Genomic DNA, 19,649 nt, shown 5'->3' with positions numbered 1-19,649 from the left:
GCCGAAAGGCGCTTTTTTTGTCTCTGATGTTTCCCTATGAGCAAGAAAGGCGGATAACATCATCTTCCGCCTTTTTCGTCTTTATCAGTATTCCCAGGTATCCGGGTCGATACCCAGTTCACGCATAATCACTTTCGCCTCTTCCGGGATTTCATCGCTGCGCTCTTTACGCAGATCTTCATCGTTCGGCAAAGGTTGACCGGTAAACGCATGCAAAAACGCTTCACACAGCAGTTCGCTGTTGGTGGCGTGACGCAGGTTGTTCACCTGACGACGGGTACGTTCATCGGTGAGGATTTTTAACACCTTAAGAGGAATGGAAACCGTAATTTTCTTTACTTGTTCACTCTTCTTGCCGTGCTCAGCGTATGGGCTGATATATTCGCCGCTCCATTCAGCCATGAGATACCTTTAATCCTCTCAGTCATTAGTCTCAGTCTCAGGTGACTACACCTGAGTCATAATCCCGCGTAGTTTACCGTAGAGTCATCAGCGTGACACGGTGTATCGCGTAACAGTGCCGTACTAAAGCATATAATTTTAACGGCTATTATGCCTTTGCTCAATCTATACGCAAAGAAGTTTAGATGTCCAGATGTATTGACGTCTATCGGCGCAGTGTTTACTCTGTTGCCAGACTTTTCATCCATTAAGCCAGGAAGCCTTCATCATGACGCGTAAACAGGCCACCATCGCAGTGCGTAGCGGATTAAACGATGACGAGCAGTACGGTTGCGTTGTCCCGCCGATCCACCTCTCCAGTACGTATAATTTCACCGGTTTTAATGAGCCGCGCGCGCATGACTACTCGCGCCGTGGTAACCCAACGCGTGATGTTGTGCAGCGTGCGTTGGCGGAACTGGAAGGCGGCGCAGGCGCGGTGCTGACCAATACCGGGATGTCGGCTATTCACCTTGTGACCACCGTGTTTCTCAAACCGGGCGATCTACTGGTTGCGCCGCATGACTGTTATGGTGGGAGCTATCGCTTGTTTGATAGCCTGGCGAAGCGCGGTTGTTACCGTGTGCGGTTTGTCGATCAGGGTGATGAGCAGGCGCTAAAAAATGCGCTGGCGGAAAAACCGAAGCTGGTACTGGTAGAAAGCCCAAGCAACCCATTGTTGCGCGTCGTGGATATTGCGAAAATCTGTCAGCTCGCGCGTGAGGCCGGTGCGGTTAGCGTTGTGGATAACACCTTCCTGAGCCCGGCGTTGCAAAATCCGCTGGCGCTGGGTGCCGATCTGGTGCTGCACTCCTGCACCAAATACCTCAACGGGCATTCCGATGTGGTGGCGGGTGTGGTGATCGCGAAAGATGAAGAGACTGTCACTGAACTGGCATGGTGGGCGAATAACATTGGCGTCACTGGCAGCGCCTTCGATAGCTATCTGTTACTGCGCGGTTTGCGCACGCTGTCGCCGCGTATGGAAGTGGCCCAGCGCAACGCGCAGGCGATTGTTGATTTCCTGAAAAAACAGCCGCTGGTGAAAAAGCTGTACCATCCCTCTTTGCCGGATAATCAAGGGCATGAGATTGCGGCGCGTCAACAAAAAGGCTTTGGCGCGATGCTAAGTTTTGAACTGGATGGCGATGAGCAAACGCTGCGTCGCTTTTTAAGTGGGTTATCGCTGTTTACGCTGGCGGAATCATTAGGCGGAGTGGAAAGTTTAATCTCTCATGCCGCCACGATGACCCACGCGGGCATGGTGCCGGAAGCGCGTGCCGCCGCCGGGATCTCTGAGACGCTGCTGCGCATCTCAACCGGTATTGAAGATAGTGAAGATCTAATTGCCGATCTGGAAAATGGCTTCCGGGTCGCCGCTGAGGGGTGAACATGAGTGTGATTGCGCAGGCAGGGACGAAAGCTCGTCAGCTGCACAAATTTGGTGGGAGTAGTCTGGCGGATGTGAAGTGTTACCTGCGCGTGGCGGGGATCATGGCGGAATATTCGCAACCGGGCGACATGATGGTTGTCTCGGCCGCAGGCAGCACCACCAACCAGTTGATCAACTGGCTTAAATTAAGCCAGACCGATCGCCTCTCTGCGCATCAGGTTCAACAATCACTGCGCCGCTATCAAAGCGACCTGATCGGCGGTTTGCTGCCCGCCGATGTTGCCGACGGGTTAACCAGTGAATTTATTCACGATCTGGAACATCTGGCCGCGTTGCTGGATGGTGGCATTACCGATGCGGTATACGCGGAAGTGGTTGGCCACGGTGAAATCTGGTCTGCGCGTTTAATGGCTGCCGTACTGAATCAACAAGGTCTGGACGCGGCCTGGCTGGATGCCCGTGACTTCCTGCGTGCGGAGCGCGCCGCGCAACCGCAAGTAAATGAAGGCGAGTCCTGGCCGTTACTGCAACAGAAACTGGCACAGTTGCCGGGTAAACGCATTGTGGTGACTGGTTTTATCAGCCGCAACGACGCGGGTGAAACCGTGCTGCTGGGGCGTAATGGCTCTGACTATTCCGCAACACAGATCGGTGCGCTGGCTGATGCCTCGCGCGTGACCATCTGGAGCGATGTGGCGGGGGTGTACAGCGCCGATCCGCGCAAAGTGAAAGATGCCTGCCTGTTGCCGCTGCTGCGTCTCGATGAGGCCAGCGAGCTGGCGCGTCTTGCCGCGCCAGTACTGCATGCCCGCACGTTGCAGCCCGTTTCCGGCAGCAACATCGATCTGCAATTACGCTGTAGTTATAGCCCGGAGCAAGGTTCAACGCGTATTGAGCGCGTACTGGCATCCGGTACCGGCGCGCGTATCGTCACCAGTCATGATGATGTTTGCCTGATTGAGTTTCTCGTGCCGGCAGGTCAGGACTTTAAGCTGGCGCAAAAAGATATCGATGTGGTGTTGAAGCGTGCTCAGGTGCGCCCGCTGGCGGTTGGGGCGCATGCTGACCGTAATCTGCTGCAACTGTGCTACACCTCCGAAGTGGTGGACAGCGTCTTCAAACTGCTGGATGAAGCGGGTTTGCCGGGCGAGTTGCGCTTGCGTCAGGGGCTGGCGCTGGTGGCGATGGTGGGAGCTGGCGTTTGCCGTAACCCGCTGCACAGCCATCGTTTCTGGCAGCAACTGAAAGGTCAGCCGGTGGAGTTTATCTGGCAGTCCGATGAAGGGATTAGCCTGGTGGCTGTGCTGCGCGTAGGGCCAACCGAGAGTCTGATCCAGGGGTTGCACCAGTCGCTCTTCCGCGCCGAAAAACGTATTGGCCTGATGCTGTTCGGAAAAGGCAATATCGGTTCCCGCTGGCTGGAGCTGTTCTCCCGCGAGCAGAGCGCGTTATCGGCGCGCACCGGGTTTGAGTTTGTGCTGGCCGGGGTGGTGGATAGCCGCCGCAGCCTGCTGAGTTACGACGGGCTGGACGCCAGTCGTGCGCTGGCGTTTTTCAATGATGAAGCGGTCGAGCAGGATGAAGAAGCGTTGTTCCTGTGGATGCGCGCCCACCCTTATGATGATTTAGTGGTGCTGGATGTCACCGCCAGCGAGCAGCTTGCCGATCAGTATCTGGATTTCGCCAGCCACGGTTTCCACGTGATTAGCGCCAACAAACTGGCTGGCGCGAGCACCAGTGATAAGTATCGCCAAATTCACGATGCGTTCGAAAAAACGGGTCGTCGCTGGCTGTATAACGCCACCGTCGGTGCGGGTTTGCCGGTTAACCACACCGTGCGCGATCTGCGTGAGAGTGGCGATGCGATTCTGGCGATCAGCGGAATTTTCTCCGGTACGCTCTCCTGGCTATTTTTGCAGTTTGACGGTTCCGTACCCTTTACCGATTTGGTCGACCAGGCCTGGCAGCAGGGGCTGACCGAGCCGGATCCGCGCGTAGACCTTTCCGGTAAAGACGTGATGCGCAAACTGGTGATCCTGGCCCGTGAAGCGGGTTATGACATCGAGCCGGATCAGGTTCGTGTGGAGTCGCTGGTCCCGGCAGGGTGTGAAGAGGGCTCGGTGGATCACTTCTTTGAAAATGGCGACGAGCTGAATGACCAGATGCTACAGCGCCTTGAGGCTGCCCGTGAAATGGGCCTGGTGCTGCGCTATGTGGCGCGCTTTGATGCCAACGGTAAAGCGCGCGTTGGCGTGGAAGCCGTTCGTGCTGAGCATCCGCTGGCGTCGCTGCTGCCGTGTGATAACGTTTTTGCCATTGAAAGCCGCTGGTATCGTGATAACCCGCTGGTGATCCGTGGGCCGGGCGCCGGTCGCGATGTGACCGCTGGCGCGATCCAGTCGGATATTAACCGTCTGGCGCAGTTGCTGTAATCCTCCCTTTGCATCTACCCTCTCCTTATAAAGGGGAGGGTTTTATCTTCAGTCATGAATTTTTTTCATCTTCACTGAACATTCCTCACGAATAATGGTGATTTTCCAGTTGACGCCCTGACCGTTTTCCGTCATTTTTACATCTGGACGTCTAAACGTATAGAAGTTCACAAGACAACAGACAATGACACGCGATTGATGAGGTAAGGTATGAGCTTTTTTCACGCCAACCAGCGGGAAGCCCTGAATCAAAGCCTGGCGGAAGTACACGGCCAGATTAATGTTTCCTTTGAATTTTTCCCGCCGCGCACCAGTGAAATGGAACAAACCTTATGGCACTCCATCGATCGCCTGAGCAGCCTGAAGCCCAAGTTCGTTTCAGTGACCTACGGCGCTAACTCCGGTGAGCGTGACCGCACGCACAGCATTATCAAAGGCATTAAAGAGCGCACAGGGCTGGAAGCCGTGCCGCATCTGACCTGCATTGACGCCACCCGTGATGAGCTGCGTGCTATCGCTCAGGATTACTGGAATAACGGTATCCGTCATATCGTGGCGCTGCGCGGTGACTTGCCGGCGGGCGGTGGTAAGCCTGATATGTATGCCGCCGATCTGGTGACGCTGTTAAAAGAGGTGGCGGACTTTGATATCTCGGTCGCTGCCTATCCGGAAGTGCATCCGGAGGCGAAAAGCGCCCAGGCCGACTTGCTCAACCTGAAGCGTAAAGTAGATGCAGGCGCCAGCCGCGCCATTACCCAGTTCTTCTTTGATGTGGAAAGCTACCTGCGCTTTCGCGATCGCTGCGCGGCGACCGGCATCGACGTTGAGATCGTGCCGGGCATTCTCCCCGTCTCTAACTTTAAGCAGGCGAAAAAATTTGCTGACATGACCAACGTGCGTATTCCGGCGTGGATGTCGCAAATGTTCGATGGGCTGGATGATGACGCGGAAACCCGCAAGCTGGTGGGGGCCAATATCGCGATGGATATGGTGAAAATTTTAAGCCGTGAAGGGGTGAAAGACTTCCACTTCTACACACTGAACCGCGCTGAAATGAGCTATGCCATCTGTCATACGCTGGGCGTTCGCCCGGCGGTGTAAAGGTCGGACGGCGGCTTTATACCACGCCGACCCGTGAAACGTTCTTCAGGCCCGATTACCGGGCCTGTTACGTTTAGACGTTTATTCCCACTCACCTAAAAAACGCTGGCCGTACTGGTCGGCGACCAGCAGTGCGGCATACACCTGATCCGGCGTTGCGCCGCCCGGCATATTGTGAATGGTTTCCCCTTCAGCACAGGCCGCCTGCGCCACAATACGCATTTTCGCCGGAATATCTGTTTTGATATCCAGTTGCGCCAGCGTGATGGGCAGACCCACGGTATGACACAGCGCCGCAACGGTCTCGATCTCTTCCATCGGCGCGTTTTCCAGCACGAGTTGCGTTAACGTGCCAAATGCCACTTTCTCACCGTGATAAAAGTGATGAGCGTCCGGGATAGCGGTTAAACCGTTGTGGATAGCGTGCGCCGCTGCCAGACCACCGCTCTCAAAACCGACGCCGCTGAGGTAGGTGTTCGCTTCCACCACGCGTTCCAGTGCGGGCGTTACCACATGTTGCCCGGCGGCCAGCATCGCTTTTTCACCCTCTTCGATCAGCGTGTTGTAGCAGAGTTCCGCCAGCGCCAGTGCGGCTTGTGTACACTGGCCTCCCGCCATGGTTTTTGCGCCGCTGCGCGAGCAGGCGCGGGCTTCAAACCAGGTGGACAGGGCGTCGCCAATCCCCGCAGCCAGCAGACGCGCTGGTGCGCCCGCGACAATGTTGGTATCGACGATCACACGATCGGGATTGTTCGGCAGTAACAAATAGCGGTCGAATTCACCGTTATCGGTGTAGATGACCGACAGCGCGCTACAGGGCGCGTCGGTAGAGGCGATGGTGGGCGCAATCGCCACCGGGATTTGCATAAAATGCGCCAGCGCTTTGGCGGTATCCAGCGTTTTACCGCCGCCGATGCCCAGTACCGCGCCGGTATGGGCATTCTCCGCTATGCTGCGTAGCCTGTCGATTTCATTTTGTGAACATTCGCCGCCGAAGGGCACCACCTCGCAGGCCAGCCCGGCATCCGCCAGACTTTTTTGCAGCGCTTCCTGAGCAAAACCGAGAACAAACTTGTCGCCGACGACCAGCCAGCGGTCGGACAGCGGTTTGAGATAGTCGCCGAGACGGGTGATGACGTCTGCACCCTGGATGTACTTACCTGGCGCCTGGATGACACGATCCATATACTGCCTCCTTACAAATTAAGGTTGCCAAAAGCCGTTTTCCAGTCTTGTTCAAACTTCTCCACTGCTGACTCTACCGCCGGCGTATTGAGCATTTGTTGCGCTACATCTAAAGGAAGGGTGATTGCTTCGCATCCTGCCAGCAGACAGTCGAGCGCCTGGCGCGGTGTTTTGAAACTGGCGGCCAGTATCTTGCTCTGCGGCGCATGGAGCCTGAGCAGCGTTTGTAACTCCTGCACCATTCGAATGCCGTCACCGCCCTGGGCATCCACGCGGTTGACATACGGAGCAACATATTTCGCGCCCGCAAGGGCGGCCAGCAGTCCCTGGGCGGCGCTGTACACTGCTGTTCCCAGCGTGACGATGTTTTCTTTTTTTAATTGCTTGATGGCGGCAAGGCCTTCGGCAGTGACCGGGATTTTCACCACAATGCCCGGCACGGCGTTGTTGAGGCGTTTTGCTTCTGCCACCATGCCTGCGGCGTCGCGACTCATGACCTGCGCAAACAGCGTTCCGTCCGGGCCGACGGCCTGTTGCAGGCGCGGTAAAACGTCCCATACGGGCGTTTTGCCTGCGGCGATAATACTGGGGTTGGTGGTGACGCCCGCCAGGGGATAAATGCGCGCCAGGCGTTCAACTTCCGCCACGTTAGCGGTATCCAGATAAAGTTCCATTGTGCTTCCTCATCGCTCGTTTCTGACAACAGCATACGAGCGCCTTGCCCTGCGCCGCCATATCACAAAACTGCCAAATACTGGACAAATGTGATCGACCTGTTGAAGTGTGATTTGCATCACAAGTTGTCAGGTTGCTTGTTAACACAGGGCTAAAAATCGTGCCGGGGACAGAGAGGCATTTATGATCGTACAAAAATCCAGTGCATGACCGCTTTGTCCAGTTCAGCTTTTGTCGCTGAGCTGGCTATGGTAATGACGACGATATTCAGAGGGGGAGCGCTCGGTATTTTTACGAAACAGGCGGCAGAAGTAGTTGCTGTCGACAAACCCGCAGGCGTGCGCGACCTCTTTCACTTTCAGGTCGTAGCCCTTAAGCAGGGTTTTCGCATGTTCCAGCCGGGTGTGATTCAGGTATTCGTTAAAGCCGATTGTCCCGGTCTTCTGGAAGAGATGAGAAAGGTAGTTGGGAGAGATGTAAAATGCCTGCGCCACGGATTCGCGGGTAAGCGGCATAGCATAATGTTCGTCGATATAGTCACGAACGGCTTCGAACAACGCCTGACTGCGGGACGCTGTCTGGATTTGGCTACCCAGCAGATCATGACAATGACTGAGCAGACTGGTGACGATCAAGCGTGCGGTTTGTTGTTCGCGCGGTTGCATCTGCATTTCATGCAACGTTTGCAGCAGGAAAGAGCCGATACGCGGCCCGCGGCGCGCAACATGCTGTTTGGTCTGGTTCTGTAACGCCAGCCCATTCCAGTGCGTGACGCTAAAACTCAGTTGTTGCTTGCCGAACAACACGCTTAATGTGGTGGCCGGGGTCTGCCACTGCGGCAGATTCCAGCCGCCGGCAGGTACATACAGAACATCATGCTGCGTCATTTGCGTGGCTTCTCCCGTGACGCCTGCATCCATCAATACACCTTCAAGTACGATTTCCAGACGCGGGAAATCCACCTGAACCGCCTGCGCAGGCGCTGTACCGGTTGCACCGGCGAAGCAAATTTGCCGCAACGGCGCAGGGCCGTTAATCAGGCGGGAGAGAAGATGAGCGACATCGTGGTTCATGGTGTTCCTTGCGTTGCCCGCGAAGGGACAACCTTAACTGTCGGCATAAAAAAAGGCCACAACAGGTGTGGCCTTTTGCGATAACAGCGAGGAATTAGCCTGTATTACGCATACCTGCTGCAACACCGGCAATGGTGACCATCAGCGCTTGTTCAACGCGGTGATCCGGCTCTTTGCCTTCTTCTTCCGCAAGACGCGAGCGATGCAGCAGCTCAGCCTGCAGTACGTTCAGCGGGTCGGTATAGATGTTACGTAACTGAATAGACTCGGCAATCCACGGCAGGTCGGCCATCAAATGGGAGTCGTTGGCGATTGCCAGCACGACTTTGATATCCGCTTCCAGCAGTTTACGCAGCTCTGCGCCCAGCGCCCACAGCTCTGGTTTCACCAGACGCTGATCGTAATATTCCGCCAGCCACAGGTCGGCTTTGGAGAAGACCATTTCCAGCATCCCGAGACGGGTTGAGAAGAACGGCCAGTCGCGGCACATGGCTTCCAGTTTACTTTGCTTGCCGTCTTCCACCACTTTTTGCAGCGCAGCGCCAGCGCCCAGCCATGCTGGCAGCATCAGGCGGTTTTGCGTCCAGGCGAAGATCCACGGGATCGCGCGCAGCGATTCCACCCCACCGGTCGGGCGACGTTTTGCCGGACGGGAACCGAGTGGCAGTTTACCGAGTTCCTGCTCTGGCGTAGCGGAGCGGAAATACGGAACGAAGTCTTTATTTTCACGTACATAGCCGCGGTACATATCGCAGGAGATATCGGATAGCTCATCCATAATATGGCGCCATTCGGCTTTCGGCTCCGGCGGCGGCAGCAGGTTGGCTTCCATAATCGCGCTGGTATACAGCGACAGGCTGCTGATGGTGATTTCCGGCAGACCGTATTTAAAGCGGATCATCTCGCCCTGTTCGGTCACGCGCAGGCCACCTTTCAGGCTACCTGGCGGTTGTGAAAGCAGCGCCGCGTGCGCAGGCGCGCCGCCACGACCGATAGAGCCACCGCGACCGTGGAACAGCGTCAGTTCAATACCGGCTTTTTCGCAGGTTTTGATCAACGCATCCTGCGCCTGGTATTGCGCCCAGCTTGCCGCCATCACGCCTGCGTCTTTCGCCGAGTCGGAATAGCCAATCATCACCATCTGTTTGCCCTGAATAAAGCCGCGATACCAGTCAATATTCAGCAATTGGGTCATCACATCGTCGGCGTTGTTCAGATCGTCCAGCGTTTCAAACAGCGGCGCGACAGGCAGAGCGAAACCAATACCGGCTTCTTTCAGCAGCAGGTGTACCGCCAGTACGTCGGACGGTGTCTTCGCCATGGAGATCACATAGGCGGCGATGGATCCGCGCGGCGCTTCCGCGATCACCCGGCAGGTGTCCAGCACTTCGCGGGTTTCATCGCTTGGCTCCCACTGGCGCGGTAGCAGCGGGCGTTTGGAGTTCAGTTCGCGGATCAGGAACGCTTGTTTATCGGCTTCGGACCAGCTCTCATAGTCGCCAATACCGAGATAGCGGGTTAATTCGCCCAGCGCTTCGGTATGACGCGTACTTTCCTGACGAATATCAATTCGCACCAGCGGGACGCCAAAACACTTCACTCGACGTAATGTATCGAGCAGTTCGCCATTGGCGATAATGCCCATGCCGCAGGCTTGCAGAGATTTATAACAGGCGTAAAGCGGTTCCCACAGCTGCTCGTTTTGCGTCAGCAGCCCTTCAGGTTTCGGTAACTTCTGACCTTTCAGACGCGCTTCCAGCCAGGCCTGGGTGGCCATCAGGTCGCTGCGCAGTTTTTTCATCAGATAACGATACGGTTCGCGTGCGCCTTCCGCGCCAGCCAGCTCCCGCAGCTCGTCGGTACACTCCACCATCGACAGCTCGGAAATCAGCAGCTGTACATCTTTGAGGAACAGATCGGTGGCTTTCCAGCGGCTGAGCAGCAGCACATGGCGGGTGATATCGGCAGTCACGTTCGGGTTGCCGTCGCGGTCGCCGCCCATCCATGACGTAAAGCGTACGGGCACAAAGTCGACCGGCAGCTTGTAATTGAGGTTCTCTTCCAGTTGCTCGTTCAGCTCGCGCAGGTAGTTTGGCACGCCTTCCCACAGGCTATTTTCCACCACCGCGAAGCCCCATTTGGCTTCGTCTACCGGGCTTGGACGATATCTGCGGATCTCATCGGTATGCCAGGACTGCGCAATAAGCTGGCGCAGACGGCGCATTAACTGGTGACGTTCATAGTCGGCGATATCGGTGTTATCCAGCTGTTTTAAGCAGGCATTCACTTCCACCATTTTATGAATCAATGTACGGCGGGTGATCTCGGTCGGGTGTGCGGTCAGCACCAGCTCCAGCGACAGGGATTCCACGGCTTTAATGATCGTGGCTTCGTTCAGATTCGGTTGGTCTTTCAGTTTTCTGAGAGTGCGGGCAATGACTTCCGGGTTATTGGCGGCTTCGCCTTTCGCGGAGATGCTGTGGTATTGCTCGGCAGTGTTGGCAAGGTTCAGAAACTGGCTGAACGCACGCGCCACCGGCAGCAGCTCGTCATTGGAGAGATTCTGCAAGGTGGTGAGCAGTTCCTGACGATTGGCTTCGTTACCGGCGCGAGAAGATTTGGACAGCTTACGGATTGTTTCTACACGGTCGAGAATGTTCTCACCCAGTGCATCCTTGATGGTATCTCCCAGCAGTTTGCCGAGCATACTGACATTACTACGCAAAGCGGAATATTGTTCGTTCATGTTACCCCAGACACCCCATCTCATTTTATTTTGTTATATCTGCCGTTGAGCAGATATAAGACACCGTCTTTTATAAAGCCACGTAAAACCCACCACGTCAATTGTTGCGAAATCGCTTCAGCAAACGAATAAATGCCGACAATTTACGAAATTTAATTCGCTTTCCGCCAGATAAGTATTGCTTATGAAAACGTGACAGCTGTCACGCCCCGACAGACGTAAAAAACCCCCTCACCGGGAGGGGGTTAGCAAGAAAAACGGACTCAGTGCCAGCAGAAATGATGTACAACTTGTGTGATCAGTTCACGCGTCGGTTTGATAAAACGCGTTTCAAGATATTCATCCGGTTGATGGGCCTGGTTAATGGAACCCGGGCCAAGTACCAGCGTCGGGCACAATGTTTGAATAAACGGGGCTTCGGTGCAGTAGTTAACGACCTCAGTTTCGACACCGAGCAGTTTCTCCACCACGTCCACCAGTTGATGGTCCGGCGGACATTCGTAGCCCGGAATAGGCGGGTGCAGCTCTGAAACGGTCAGGCGACCTGGCCAGCGGGAACTGACCGGCTCCAACGCGTCGTTAAGCAGGCCGTTTAAATCATTCAGCGTCATGCCTGGCAGCGGACGAATATCCATATGCAGCTCGCAGCACGCGCAGATACGGTTTGCCGCATCACCACCGTGAATATGTCCCAGGTTCAGGGTGGGATACGGCACGGTGAACGCCTCATAGTGATAACGCGCTTTCAGGCTGTCGCGCAGTTGCAGAATATGACCGATAGCATCGTGCATGAGCTCAATCGCATTCACGCCGCGCGCCGGATCGCTGGAGTGACCGGACTGCCCCAGGATACGAATCGCATTAGAGATATGGCCCTTGTGCGCGCGCACCGGTTGCAGCGATGTCGGTTCGCCGATAATGGCGCACTCCGGGCGCAGTTGGGTGTTTTCTGAGAAATAGCGGGCGCCAGCCATGCTGGTTTCTTCATCCGCTGTTGCCAGCACATACAGAGGCTTGCTCAGTTTTGTCACATCGACGTCACGCAGCGCATCGAGAATGAACGCAAAAAAGCCTTTCATATCGGCGGTGCCCAGACCGTAGAGTTTGTTGTCATGTTCGGTCAATGTGAAGGGATCGCGCGTCCAGCGTCCATCATCAAAAGGCACGGTATCGGTGTGGCCGGTTAACAGCAGGCCACCTGCGCCGGTTCCTGCGCTGGCGAGCATATTGAATTTATTGCGTGTGCCGGGCACGGGTTGCACTTCAACGTTGAAGCCGAGGTCGCCAAACCATCCTGCCAGCAGATTGATTAAAGACGCATTGCTCTGATCCAGTGCTTCTTCCGTTGCGCTGATCGACGGTGTGGCTATCAGGGCGCGGTAAATCTCGATAAATGGCGGCAAATTCATTTTCATTGTTGACATACCTGAGTTCGTGATAGTATCAATATTCATGCACTAAATGTGAATAAAAATACATTAATGTTGAGCGTAAGGGAACCCATCCGGCGACTTTGCTCAGCGACGCGGGATGGATGCCGAATCTCTCCCTGACACACATGACGTAAGAAGGTAAACCGCCCCAATGTTGAACACATTAATTGTGGGCGCCAGCGGTTACGCCGGCGCAGAGCTAGTGACCTATGTAAATCGCCATCCTCATATGAACATAACCGCTTTGACGGTTTCTGCGCAAAGTAATGATGCAGGAAAATGTATCTCCGATTTACATCCGCAGTTGAAAGGCATTGTTGATCTCCCGTTACAGCCGATGTCCGATATTGGTGAGTTTCTGGAAGGTGTGGATGTCGTCTTCCTGGCGACGGCGCATGAAGTGAGTCACGATCTGGCGCCGACGTGCCTGGCGGCGGGTTGTGTGGTGTTCGATCTCTCCGGCGCGTTCCGCGTTAACGATCCTGCGTTCTACGAAACATTCTACGGTTTCACGCATCAGCACGCCGATCTGCTTGCACAGGCGGTGTATGGGCTGGCGGAGTGGAATCACGAGCCATTGAAAAGTGCGCAACTGATTGCTGTGCCGGGTTGTTACCCGACGGCGGCGCAGTTGTCATTGAAACCACTGATCGATGCTGGCGTGCTGGATCTGAATCAGTGGCCGGTGATCAACGCCACCAGCGGCGTGAGCGGCGCCGGGCGCAAAGCGGCGCTCTCCAACAGTTTCTGTGAAGTGAGCCTGCAACCGTATGGCATCTTCAACCATCGCCACCAGCCGGAGATCGCCACGCATCTCGGTACGGATGTGATTTTTACCCCGCACCTGGCGAGCTTCCCGCGCGGTATCCTGGAAACCATCACGTGCCGTTTGAAGGCGGGGGTCACCCAGGCGCGGGTCGCTGAGCTGTTTAAACAGGCTTACGGCGACAAACCGCTGGTCCGCCTGTATGACAAAGGGGTTCCGGCGCTGAAAAACGTGGTGGGGCTGCCGTTCTGCGATATCGGCTTTGCCGTGCAGGGCGAACATCTGATTGTCGTTGCCACGGAAGATAACCTGCTGAAAGGCGCGGCGGCGCAGGCAATGCAATGCGCGAATATTCGTTTCGGCTATGCTGAAACCCAGTCACTTATTTAAATGAACAGGCGTGATGATGAATCCATTAATTATTAAGCTCGGTGGCGTATTGCTGGATAGCGAGGAAGCGCTGGAACGTTTGTTTACCGCACTGGTGCACTATCGCGAATCTCATCAGCGCCCGTTGGTTATTGTGCACGGCGGCGGTTGTGTGGTGGATGAGCTGATGAAACAGCTCAACCTGCCGGTGAAAAAGAAAAACGGTCTGCGTGTCACGCCAGCCGATCAGATCGACATTATTACTGGTGCACTGGCCGGTACCGCCAACAAAACGCTGCTGGCATGGGCGAAGAAACACCACATTGCCTCCGTCGGTTTGTTCCTTGGCGATGGCGATAGCGTGAAAGTGACCCAACTGGACGAAGAACTGGGCCATGTTGGCTTAGCGCAGCCGGGTTCGCCGAAACTGATTAATGCGCTGCTGGATGGTGGTTTCCTGCCGGTTATCAGCTCCATTGGCGTAACCGACGAAGGCAAACTGATGAATGTCAATGCGGACCAGGCGGCGACAGCGCTGGCGGCAACGCTGGGCGCAGACCTGATTCTGCTGTCCGATGTGAGCGGCATTCTGGATGGCAAAGGCCAGCGTATTGCCGAAATGACCGCTGCTAAAGCGGAGCAACTGATTGCGCAGGGCATCATCACCGATGGCATGATCGTGAAAGTCAACGCGGCGCTGGATGCTGCCCGTACGCTCGGTCGCCCGGTAGATATCGCCTCCTGGCGTCATGCCGAGCAATTACCGGCGCTGTTTAACGGCACGCCAATTGGCACGCGTATTCTGGCGTAATTAAAGCAACATCATTTGTAGGCCGGGTAAGCGTCGTGCCATCCGGCAGAACTCTTGAATAATTAAGGAAGCATATTATGGCACTTTGGGGCGGGCGTTTTACTCAGGCAGCAGATCAACGGTTCAAACAGTTCAACGACTCTTTGCGCTTTGACTATCGCCTGGCGGAGCAGGATATCGTTGGCTCTGTGGCCTGGTCTAAAGCGCTGGTGACCGTAGGTGTTCTGACCCAGGTGGAGCAGCAGCAACTGGAAGAGGCGCTGCATGTGTTGCTGGAAGAAGTACAGGCCAATCCGCAGCAGATCCTTGAAAGCGATGCCGAAGACATCCACAGCTGGGTGGAAGGCAAGCTGATCGACAAAGTGGGTCAACTGGGTAAGAAGCTGCACACCGGGCGCAGCCGTAATGATCAGGTCGCAACCGATTTGAAACTGTGGTGCAAAGACACAGTCAGCGAGCTGCTGGTGGCGAACCGCCAGTTACAGAGCGCGCTGGTGGTGGCCGCAGAGAATAATCAGGACGCCGTGATGCCGGGCTATACGCACCTGCAACGCGCCCAACCGGTGACCTTTGCGCACTGGGCATTAGCTTACGTGGAGATGCTGGCGCGCGATGAAAGCCGTTTGCAGGACACACTGAAACGCCTGGATGTGAGTCCGCTGGGCTGCGGCGCGCTGGCGGGTACAGCGTATGAAATCGATCGTGAGCAACTGGCCGGCTGGCTGGGTTTTGCTTCTGCGACGCGCAACAGCCTGGACAGCGTTTCTGACCGCGATCATGTGCTGGAACTGCTCTCTGACGCTTCTATCGGCATGGTGCACCTGTCGCGTTTCGCCGAAGATCTGATCTTCTTTAACTCCGGTGAAGCGGGTTTTGTTGAGCTGTCTGACCGTGTTACCTCGGGGTCTTCATTAATGCCGCAGAAGAAAAACCCGGATGCGCTGGAGCTGATCCGCGGTAAATGTGGCCGTGTACAGGGCGCGCTGACCGGTATGATGATGACGCTGAAAGGCCTGCCGTTGGCGTACAACAAAGATATGCAGGAAGACAAAGAAGGGCTGTTCGACGCGCTGGATACCTGGCTTGACTGCCTGCATATGGCGGCACTGGTGCTGGATGGCATCCAGGTGAAACGCCCGCGTTGCCAGGAAGCCGCACAGCAGGGTTATGCGAACGCCACTGAGCTTGCTGACTATCTGGTGGCCAAAGGCGTACCGTTCCGTGAAGCGCACCATATTGTGGGCGAAGCGGTGGTGGAAGCGATTGGTCAGGGCAAACCGCTGGAAGAGCTGGCGTTAGCCGATCTGCAAAAATTCAGCGCGGTGATCGGTGACGATGTCTATCCGATTCTGTCGTTGCAGTCATGCCTTGATAAACGTGCCGCAAAAGGTGGCGTTTCTCCCACGCAGGTGGCGCAGGCGATTACTGACGCGAAAGCGCGGCTTGTCTGAAGTGGGTGGATGAATTGAGAGCCTGGCGATACGCCGGGCTTTTTTATGCAAAAAAAAAGCGGACACAGGGTCCGCAAAAGTTCACGTTGGCTTTAGTTGTTCAGAGAAACTTGAGGGTAAGCAGTCTTATCAAGGGTCAGTTGAGGTTCCGCTTCGTTTCTGGCGTCAATTATTAAACAGAATGCTTGATAGGGATAATCGTTCGTTGCTATGCTATCTATCGCCATGAACTATCGTGGCGACGGAGGATGAATAATGAATATTCGTGATCTTGAGTACCTGGTGGCGTTAGCTGAGCACCGCCATTTTCGCCGTGCAGCCGACTCCTGCCACGTCAGCCAGCCCACACTGAGCGGGCAGATCCGTAAACTGGAAGATGAACTTGGCGTAATGCTGCTGGAGCGTACCAGCCGCAAAGTGCTGTTTACCCAGGCCGGGTTGTTGCTGGTGGATCAGGCGCGCACTGTACTGCGCGAGGTCAAAGTGCTGAAGGAAATGGCAAGCCAGCAGGGGGAGACGATGTCCGGCCCGCTGCATATTGGTCTGATCCCAACCGTTGGACCTTACCTGTTGCCGCATATTATTCCGATGTTGCACCAGACCTTCCCGAAGCTGGAAATGTATCTGCATGAAGCGCAGACGCATCAACTGCTGGCGCAGTTAGACAGCGGCAAGCTTGATTGCGCCATCCTGGCGCAGGTGAAGGAGAGTGAAGCCTTTATCGAAGTACCGCTGTTCGATGAGCCGATGATGCTGGCGATTTATGAAGATCATCCGTGGGCGAACCGCGAGTGCGTGCCAATGTCTGATCTGGCCGGTGAAAAATTGCTGATGCTGGAAGATGGGCACTGTCTGCGCGATCAGGCGATGGGCTTCTGCTTTGAGGCCGGTGCGGATGAAGATACGCACTTCCGCGCAACCAGCCTGGAAACACTGCGTAATATGGTGGCGGCGGGCAGCGGGATTACGCTGTTGCCAGCCCTGTCGGTACCGCGCGAACGCAAACGTGATGGTGTGGTTTACCTGCCGTGCATCAAACCGGAACCGCAACGTACCGTTGGGCTGGTCTATCGTCCGGGGTCGCCGCTGCGCAGCCGCTATGAGCAGTTAGCAGAGGCCATTCGTAGTTCGATGAATGGCCACTTTGATAACGCGTTAAAACAGGCGGTTTAAGCCATTTAGCGCCGCTACCCGATAGGCTTCCGCCATGGTTGGGTAGTTAAAGGTGGTGTTAACAAAGTACTCGATGGTGTTACCGCCACCTTTCTGCTCCATAATCGCCTGGCCGATATGAATAATTTCGGCCGCGCGCTCGCCAAAGCAGTGAATACCGAGGATCTCTTTGGTTTCCCGGTGGAACAAAATCTTCAGCGTTCCCACGTTCATCCCGACGATTTGCGCCCGCGCGAGGTGTTTAAACTGCGCGCGACCCACTTCGTACGGCACTTTCATTGCGGTAAGCTGTTGTTCGGTTTTACCCACCGAACTGATTTCCGGAATGGTATAAATCCCGGTCGGGATATCCTCAATCAGATGCGCGGTTGCTTCACCTTTGATCATCGCTTGTGCGGCAATACGCCCTTGATCATAGGCCGCTGATGCGAGGCTTGGGTAACCAATCACATCCCCCACGGCATACACGTGCGGCAGGGCAGTCTGGTACATGCTGTTGACTTTCAACTGACCGCGCCCGTCTGCTTCAAGACCGATATTGCCCAGTTGCAAACTGTCGGTGTTGCCGGTGCGCCCGTTGGCGTAGAGCAGGCAGTCCGCTTTCAGTTTTTTGCCGGATTTCAGATGCATGATCACGCCATCGTCCAGCGGCTCAATGCGCTCGTACTCTTCGTTGTGGCGAATCACCACACCGCTGTTCCAGAAGTGATAGGAGAGCGAATCCGACATTTCCTGGTCGAGGAACGCCAGCAAGCGATCGCGCGTATTGATCAAGTCGACTTTGACGTTCATTCCCCGGAAGATCGATGCATATTCGCAGCCGATCACCCCGGCGCCATAGATGATGACATGGCGGGGTTCATGGTGCATATCCAGAATGGAGTCGCTGTCATAAACGCGCGGATGAGCAAAGTCGACGTCCGCCGGATGGTAGGGACGCGAGCCGCAGGCAATAACAAATTTTTCGGCGGTGAGCGTTTCGACGGTACCGTCGTGACACTCCAGCGCCAGTGTGTGATCGTCAATAAAATGAGCATCACCTTGCAGGATTTCACAGCGGTTACGCTCATAAAAACCCTGACGCATGCGTGTTTGCTGGTTAATCACGCTTTCAGCATGGTTCAGGATATCGGCGAAAGAGGAGCGGAGAAGGCGGGAATGGTCACTGTAGAGTGGATTTTGGTTAAATTCGATAATACGGCTGACCGCGTGGCGTAGCGCTTTCGATGGGATGGTGCCCCAGTGCGTGCAGCCGCCGCCAACATTATGGTAGCGCTCAATGACCGCGACCCGCGCCCCCTGTTTAACCAGGCCCATAGCTGCGCCTTCGCCGCCGGGTCCGGAGCCTATTACTATTGCATCATAATCGTAGGAATGTGGCATGGTAAGGCTTACCTGTTCTTATACATAAAAACAACATAATACTAACATCAAAGCGGTGATAACCCAATTATCGTTGTGCTTTTTTCAGGGGTAATAGAAGAAACAGCCCGTAAACAATCAGTCACAATCCAGTACAATCGGATTAGATTTATTCTCTGGTATAGTGCCAGCAGGCCATTGGAAGGATTCAAACATCGTGATGGGTGTAAGAGCGCAGCAAAAAGAAAAAACCCGACGTTCGCTGGTGGAAGCGGCATTCAGCCAATTGAGCGCTGAACGTAGCTTTGCCAGCCTGAGCCTGCGAGAGGTTGCCCGTGAGGCGGGCATCGCACCGACTTCTTTTTATCGCCATTTCCGCGACGTGGACGAACTCGGCCTGACCATGGTGGACGAAAGCGGGCTGATGCTCCGCCAGTTGATGCGCCAGGCGCGCCAGCGTATTGCCAAAGGCGGCAGCGTGATCCGTACCTCCGTATCGACCTTTATGGAGTTTATCGGCAATAACCCCAACGCATTCCGATTGTTGCTTCGGGAGCGCTCCGGTACATCCTCTGCATTCCGCGCCGCGGTGGCGCGTGAGATCCAGCATTTTATTGCGGAACTTGCTGATTATCTTGAACTCGAAAACCATATGCCGCGCGCGTTCACCGAAGCACAGGCGGAGGCGATGGTGACCATTGTTTTTAGTGCCGGCGCAGAAGCGCTGGATGTGGGCGCGGAACAGCGTCGGCAACTGGAAGAGCGACTGGTGCTGCAACTGCGGATGATTTCCAAAGGCGCGTATTACTGGTATCGCCGTGAACAAGAAAAAATAGCGCATCAAACCGATGAGTGAAGGATGAGTGATGAAACAGTCAGGTCAAGATAAAGGTACGTTGCTGCTGGCGCTGATCGCTGGCTTGTCAATTAATGGCGCATTTTCGGCGATCTTCAGTTCGATTGTGCCGTTTTCCGTCTTTCCACTTATTTCACTGGTGCTGACGGTCTATTGCCTGCATCAGCGCTATCAAAACCGCACGATGCCTGTTGGCCTGCCGGGGCTTGCCGCGGCCTGTTTTATCCTCGGCGTGTTGCTGTACAGCACCGTGGTGCGTGCGGAATATCCCGCCATTGGTTCCAATTTCCTGCCAGCGGTGCTGTCGGTGATTCTGGTGTTCTGGATAGGTTACCGCCTGCGTAACCGTAAACGCGACGAAGCGTCAGAATGACGTAGCCCC

General features: G+C 55.3%; 16 protein-coding genes. 9 read left to right on the top strand and 7 right to left on the bottom strand.

What is annotated here, in order from left to right; genetic code table 11:
* Positions 1 to 84: 84 nt before the first annotated feature.
* Positions 85 to 402, bottom strand: coding sequence for a met regulon transcriptional regulator MetJ (metJ, locus tag N7922_RS24010; protein ID WP_007369220.1), 318 nt, complete (start codon positions 400 to 402; stop codon positions 85 to 87).
* Positions 403 to 670: 268 nt separating this feature from the next.
* Between metJ and metB the strand changes: the two genes are divergently transcribed.
* The 3 genes from metB (at position 671) to metF (ending at position 5,367) form a co-directional block, all read left to right on the top strand.
* Positions 671 to 1,831 (top strand): cystathionine gamma-synthase, encoded by a 1,161-nt coding sequence (gene metB, locus N7922_RS24005; RefSeq protein ID WP_263098581.1) that lies wholly within the window; start codon positions 671 to 673, stop codon positions 1,829 to 1,831.
* Positions 1,832 to 1,833: 2 nt separating this feature from the next.
* Positions 1,834 to 4,266 carry a bifunctional aspartate kinase/homoserine dehydrogenase II gene (locus tag N7922_RS24000; RefSeq protein ID WP_263098580.1) on the top strand — a complete coding sequence of 811 codons (2,433 nt, stop codon included), beginning with the start codon at positions 1,834 to 1,836 and terminating at the stop codon, positions 4,264 to 4,266.
* A gap of 210 nt (positions 4,267 to 4,476) precedes the next feature.
* A complete protein-coding gene (gene metF, locus N7922_RS23995) occupies positions 4,477 to 5,367 on the top strand; it encodes a methylenetetrahydrofolate reductase (protein ID WP_263098579.1) in 891 nt (296 codons plus the stop codon).
* 81 nt (positions 5,368 to 5,448) lie between these two features.
* Here the strand turns inward: metF and N7922_RS23990 are convergent, their stop codons facing one another.
* From N7922_RS23990 to argE, 5 genes are all read right to left on the bottom strand, one after another.
* On the bottom strand, positions 5,449 to 6,552 hold the full coding sequence (locus N7922_RS23990) for a glycerol dehydrogenase (RefSeq protein ID WP_263098578.1): 1,104 nt from the start codon (positions 6,550 to 6,552) through the stop codon (positions 5,449 to 5,451).
* Between the two features lie 11 nt (positions 6,553 to 6,563).
* On the bottom strand, positions 6,564 to 7,226 hold the full coding sequence (gene fsa, locus N7922_RS23985; RefSeq protein WP_263098577.1) for a fructose-6-phosphate aldolase: 663 nt from the start codon (positions 7,224 to 7,226) through the stop codon (positions 6,564 to 6,566).
* Positions 7,227 to 7,451: 225 nt separating this feature from the next.
* On the bottom strand, positions 7,452 to 8,300 hold the full coding sequence (locus N7922_RS23980; protein ID WP_263098576.1) for a helix-turn-helix transcriptional regulator: 849 nt from the start codon (positions 8,298 to 8,300) through the stop codon (positions 7,452 to 7,454).
* A gap of 94 nt (positions 8,301 to 8,394) precedes the next feature.
* A complete protein-coding gene (ppc, locus tag N7922_RS23975; protein ID WP_263098575.1) occupies positions 8,395 to 11,046 on the bottom strand; it encodes a phosphoenolpyruvate carboxylase in 2,652 nt (883 codons plus the stop codon).
* Positions 11,047 to 11,309: 263 nt separating this feature from the next.
* Positions 11,310 to 12,461 (bottom strand): acetylornithine deacetylase, encoded by a 1,152-nt coding sequence (argE, locus tag N7922_RS23970; protein ID WP_263098574.1) that lies wholly within the window; start codon positions 12,459 to 12,461, stop codon positions 11,310 to 11,312.
* A gap of 169 nt (positions 12,462 to 12,630) precedes the next feature.
* Here argE and argC point away from each other — a divergent pair, with 169 nt between their 5' ends.
* From argC to oxyR, 4 genes are all read left to right on the top strand, one after another.
* Positions 12,631 to 13,635, top strand: a complete 1,005-nt coding sequence (gene argC, locus N7922_RS23965) for an N-acetyl-gamma-glutamyl-phosphate reductase (protein ID WP_263098573.1) — start codon at positions 12,631 to 12,633, stop codon at positions 13,633 to 13,635.
* 13 nt (positions 13,636 to 13,648) lie between these two features.
* Complete coding sequence (argB, locus tag N7922_RS23960; protein ID WP_263098572.1) at positions 13,649 to 14,425, top strand: acetylglutamate kinase; 777 nt, start codon at positions 13,649 to 13,651, stop codon at positions 14,423 to 14,425.
* 77 nt (positions 14,426 to 14,502) lie between these two features.
* Entirely contained in the window at positions 14,503 to 15,876 is a 1,374-nt protein-coding gene (argH, locus tag N7922_RS23955; RefSeq protein WP_263098571.1) for an argininosuccinate lyase, read from the top strand.
* 255 nt (positions 15,877 to 16,131) lie between these two features.
* Entirely contained in the window at positions 16,132 to 17,049 is a 918-nt protein-coding gene (gene oxyR / locus N7922_RS23950; RefSeq protein ID WP_263098570.1) for a DNA-binding transcriptional regulator OxyR, read from the top strand.
* On the opposite strand, the gene sthA is transcribed toward oxyR, so the two are convergent.
* The gene (gene sthA, locus N7922_RS23945) at positions 17,032 to 18,432 is read right to left on the bottom strand and encodes a Si-specific NAD(P)(+) transhydrogenase (protein WP_263098569.1); all 1,401 of its coding nucleotides are present in this window, start codon (positions 18,430 to 18,432) and stop codon (positions 17,032 to 17,034) included. The two genes, oxyR and sthA, sit on opposite strands and share 18 nt — an antisense overlap.
* A gap of 196 nt (positions 18,433 to 18,628) precedes the next feature.
* Here sthA and fabR point away from each other — a divergent pair, with 196 nt between their 5' ends.
* Positions 18,629 to 19,267 (top strand): HTH-type transcriptional repressor FabR, encoded by a 639-nt coding sequence (gene fabR / locus N7922_RS23940; protein WP_061499265.1) that lies wholly within the window; start codon positions 18,629 to 18,631, stop codon positions 19,265 to 19,267.
* Positions 19,268 to 19,277: 10 nt separating this feature from the next.
* Positions 19,278 to 19,640 (top strand): YijD family membrane protein, encoded by a 363-nt coding sequence (locus N7922_RS23935; protein ID WP_061499262.1) that lies wholly within the window; start codon positions 19,278 to 19,280, stop codon positions 19,638 to 19,640.
* The last annotated feature ends 9 nt before the right edge of the window (positions 19,641 to 19,649 follow it).

Source organism: Kosakonia sp. ML.JS2a (genome assembly GCF_025642095.1).
In the GTDB taxonomy this organism is placed as follows: domain Bacteria; phylum Pseudomonadota; class Gammaproteobacteria; order Enterobacterales; family Enterobacteriaceae.
Note: the sequence above shows the minus strand (reverse complement) of the source record. Positions and strands in the feature narration are given on the sequence as shown.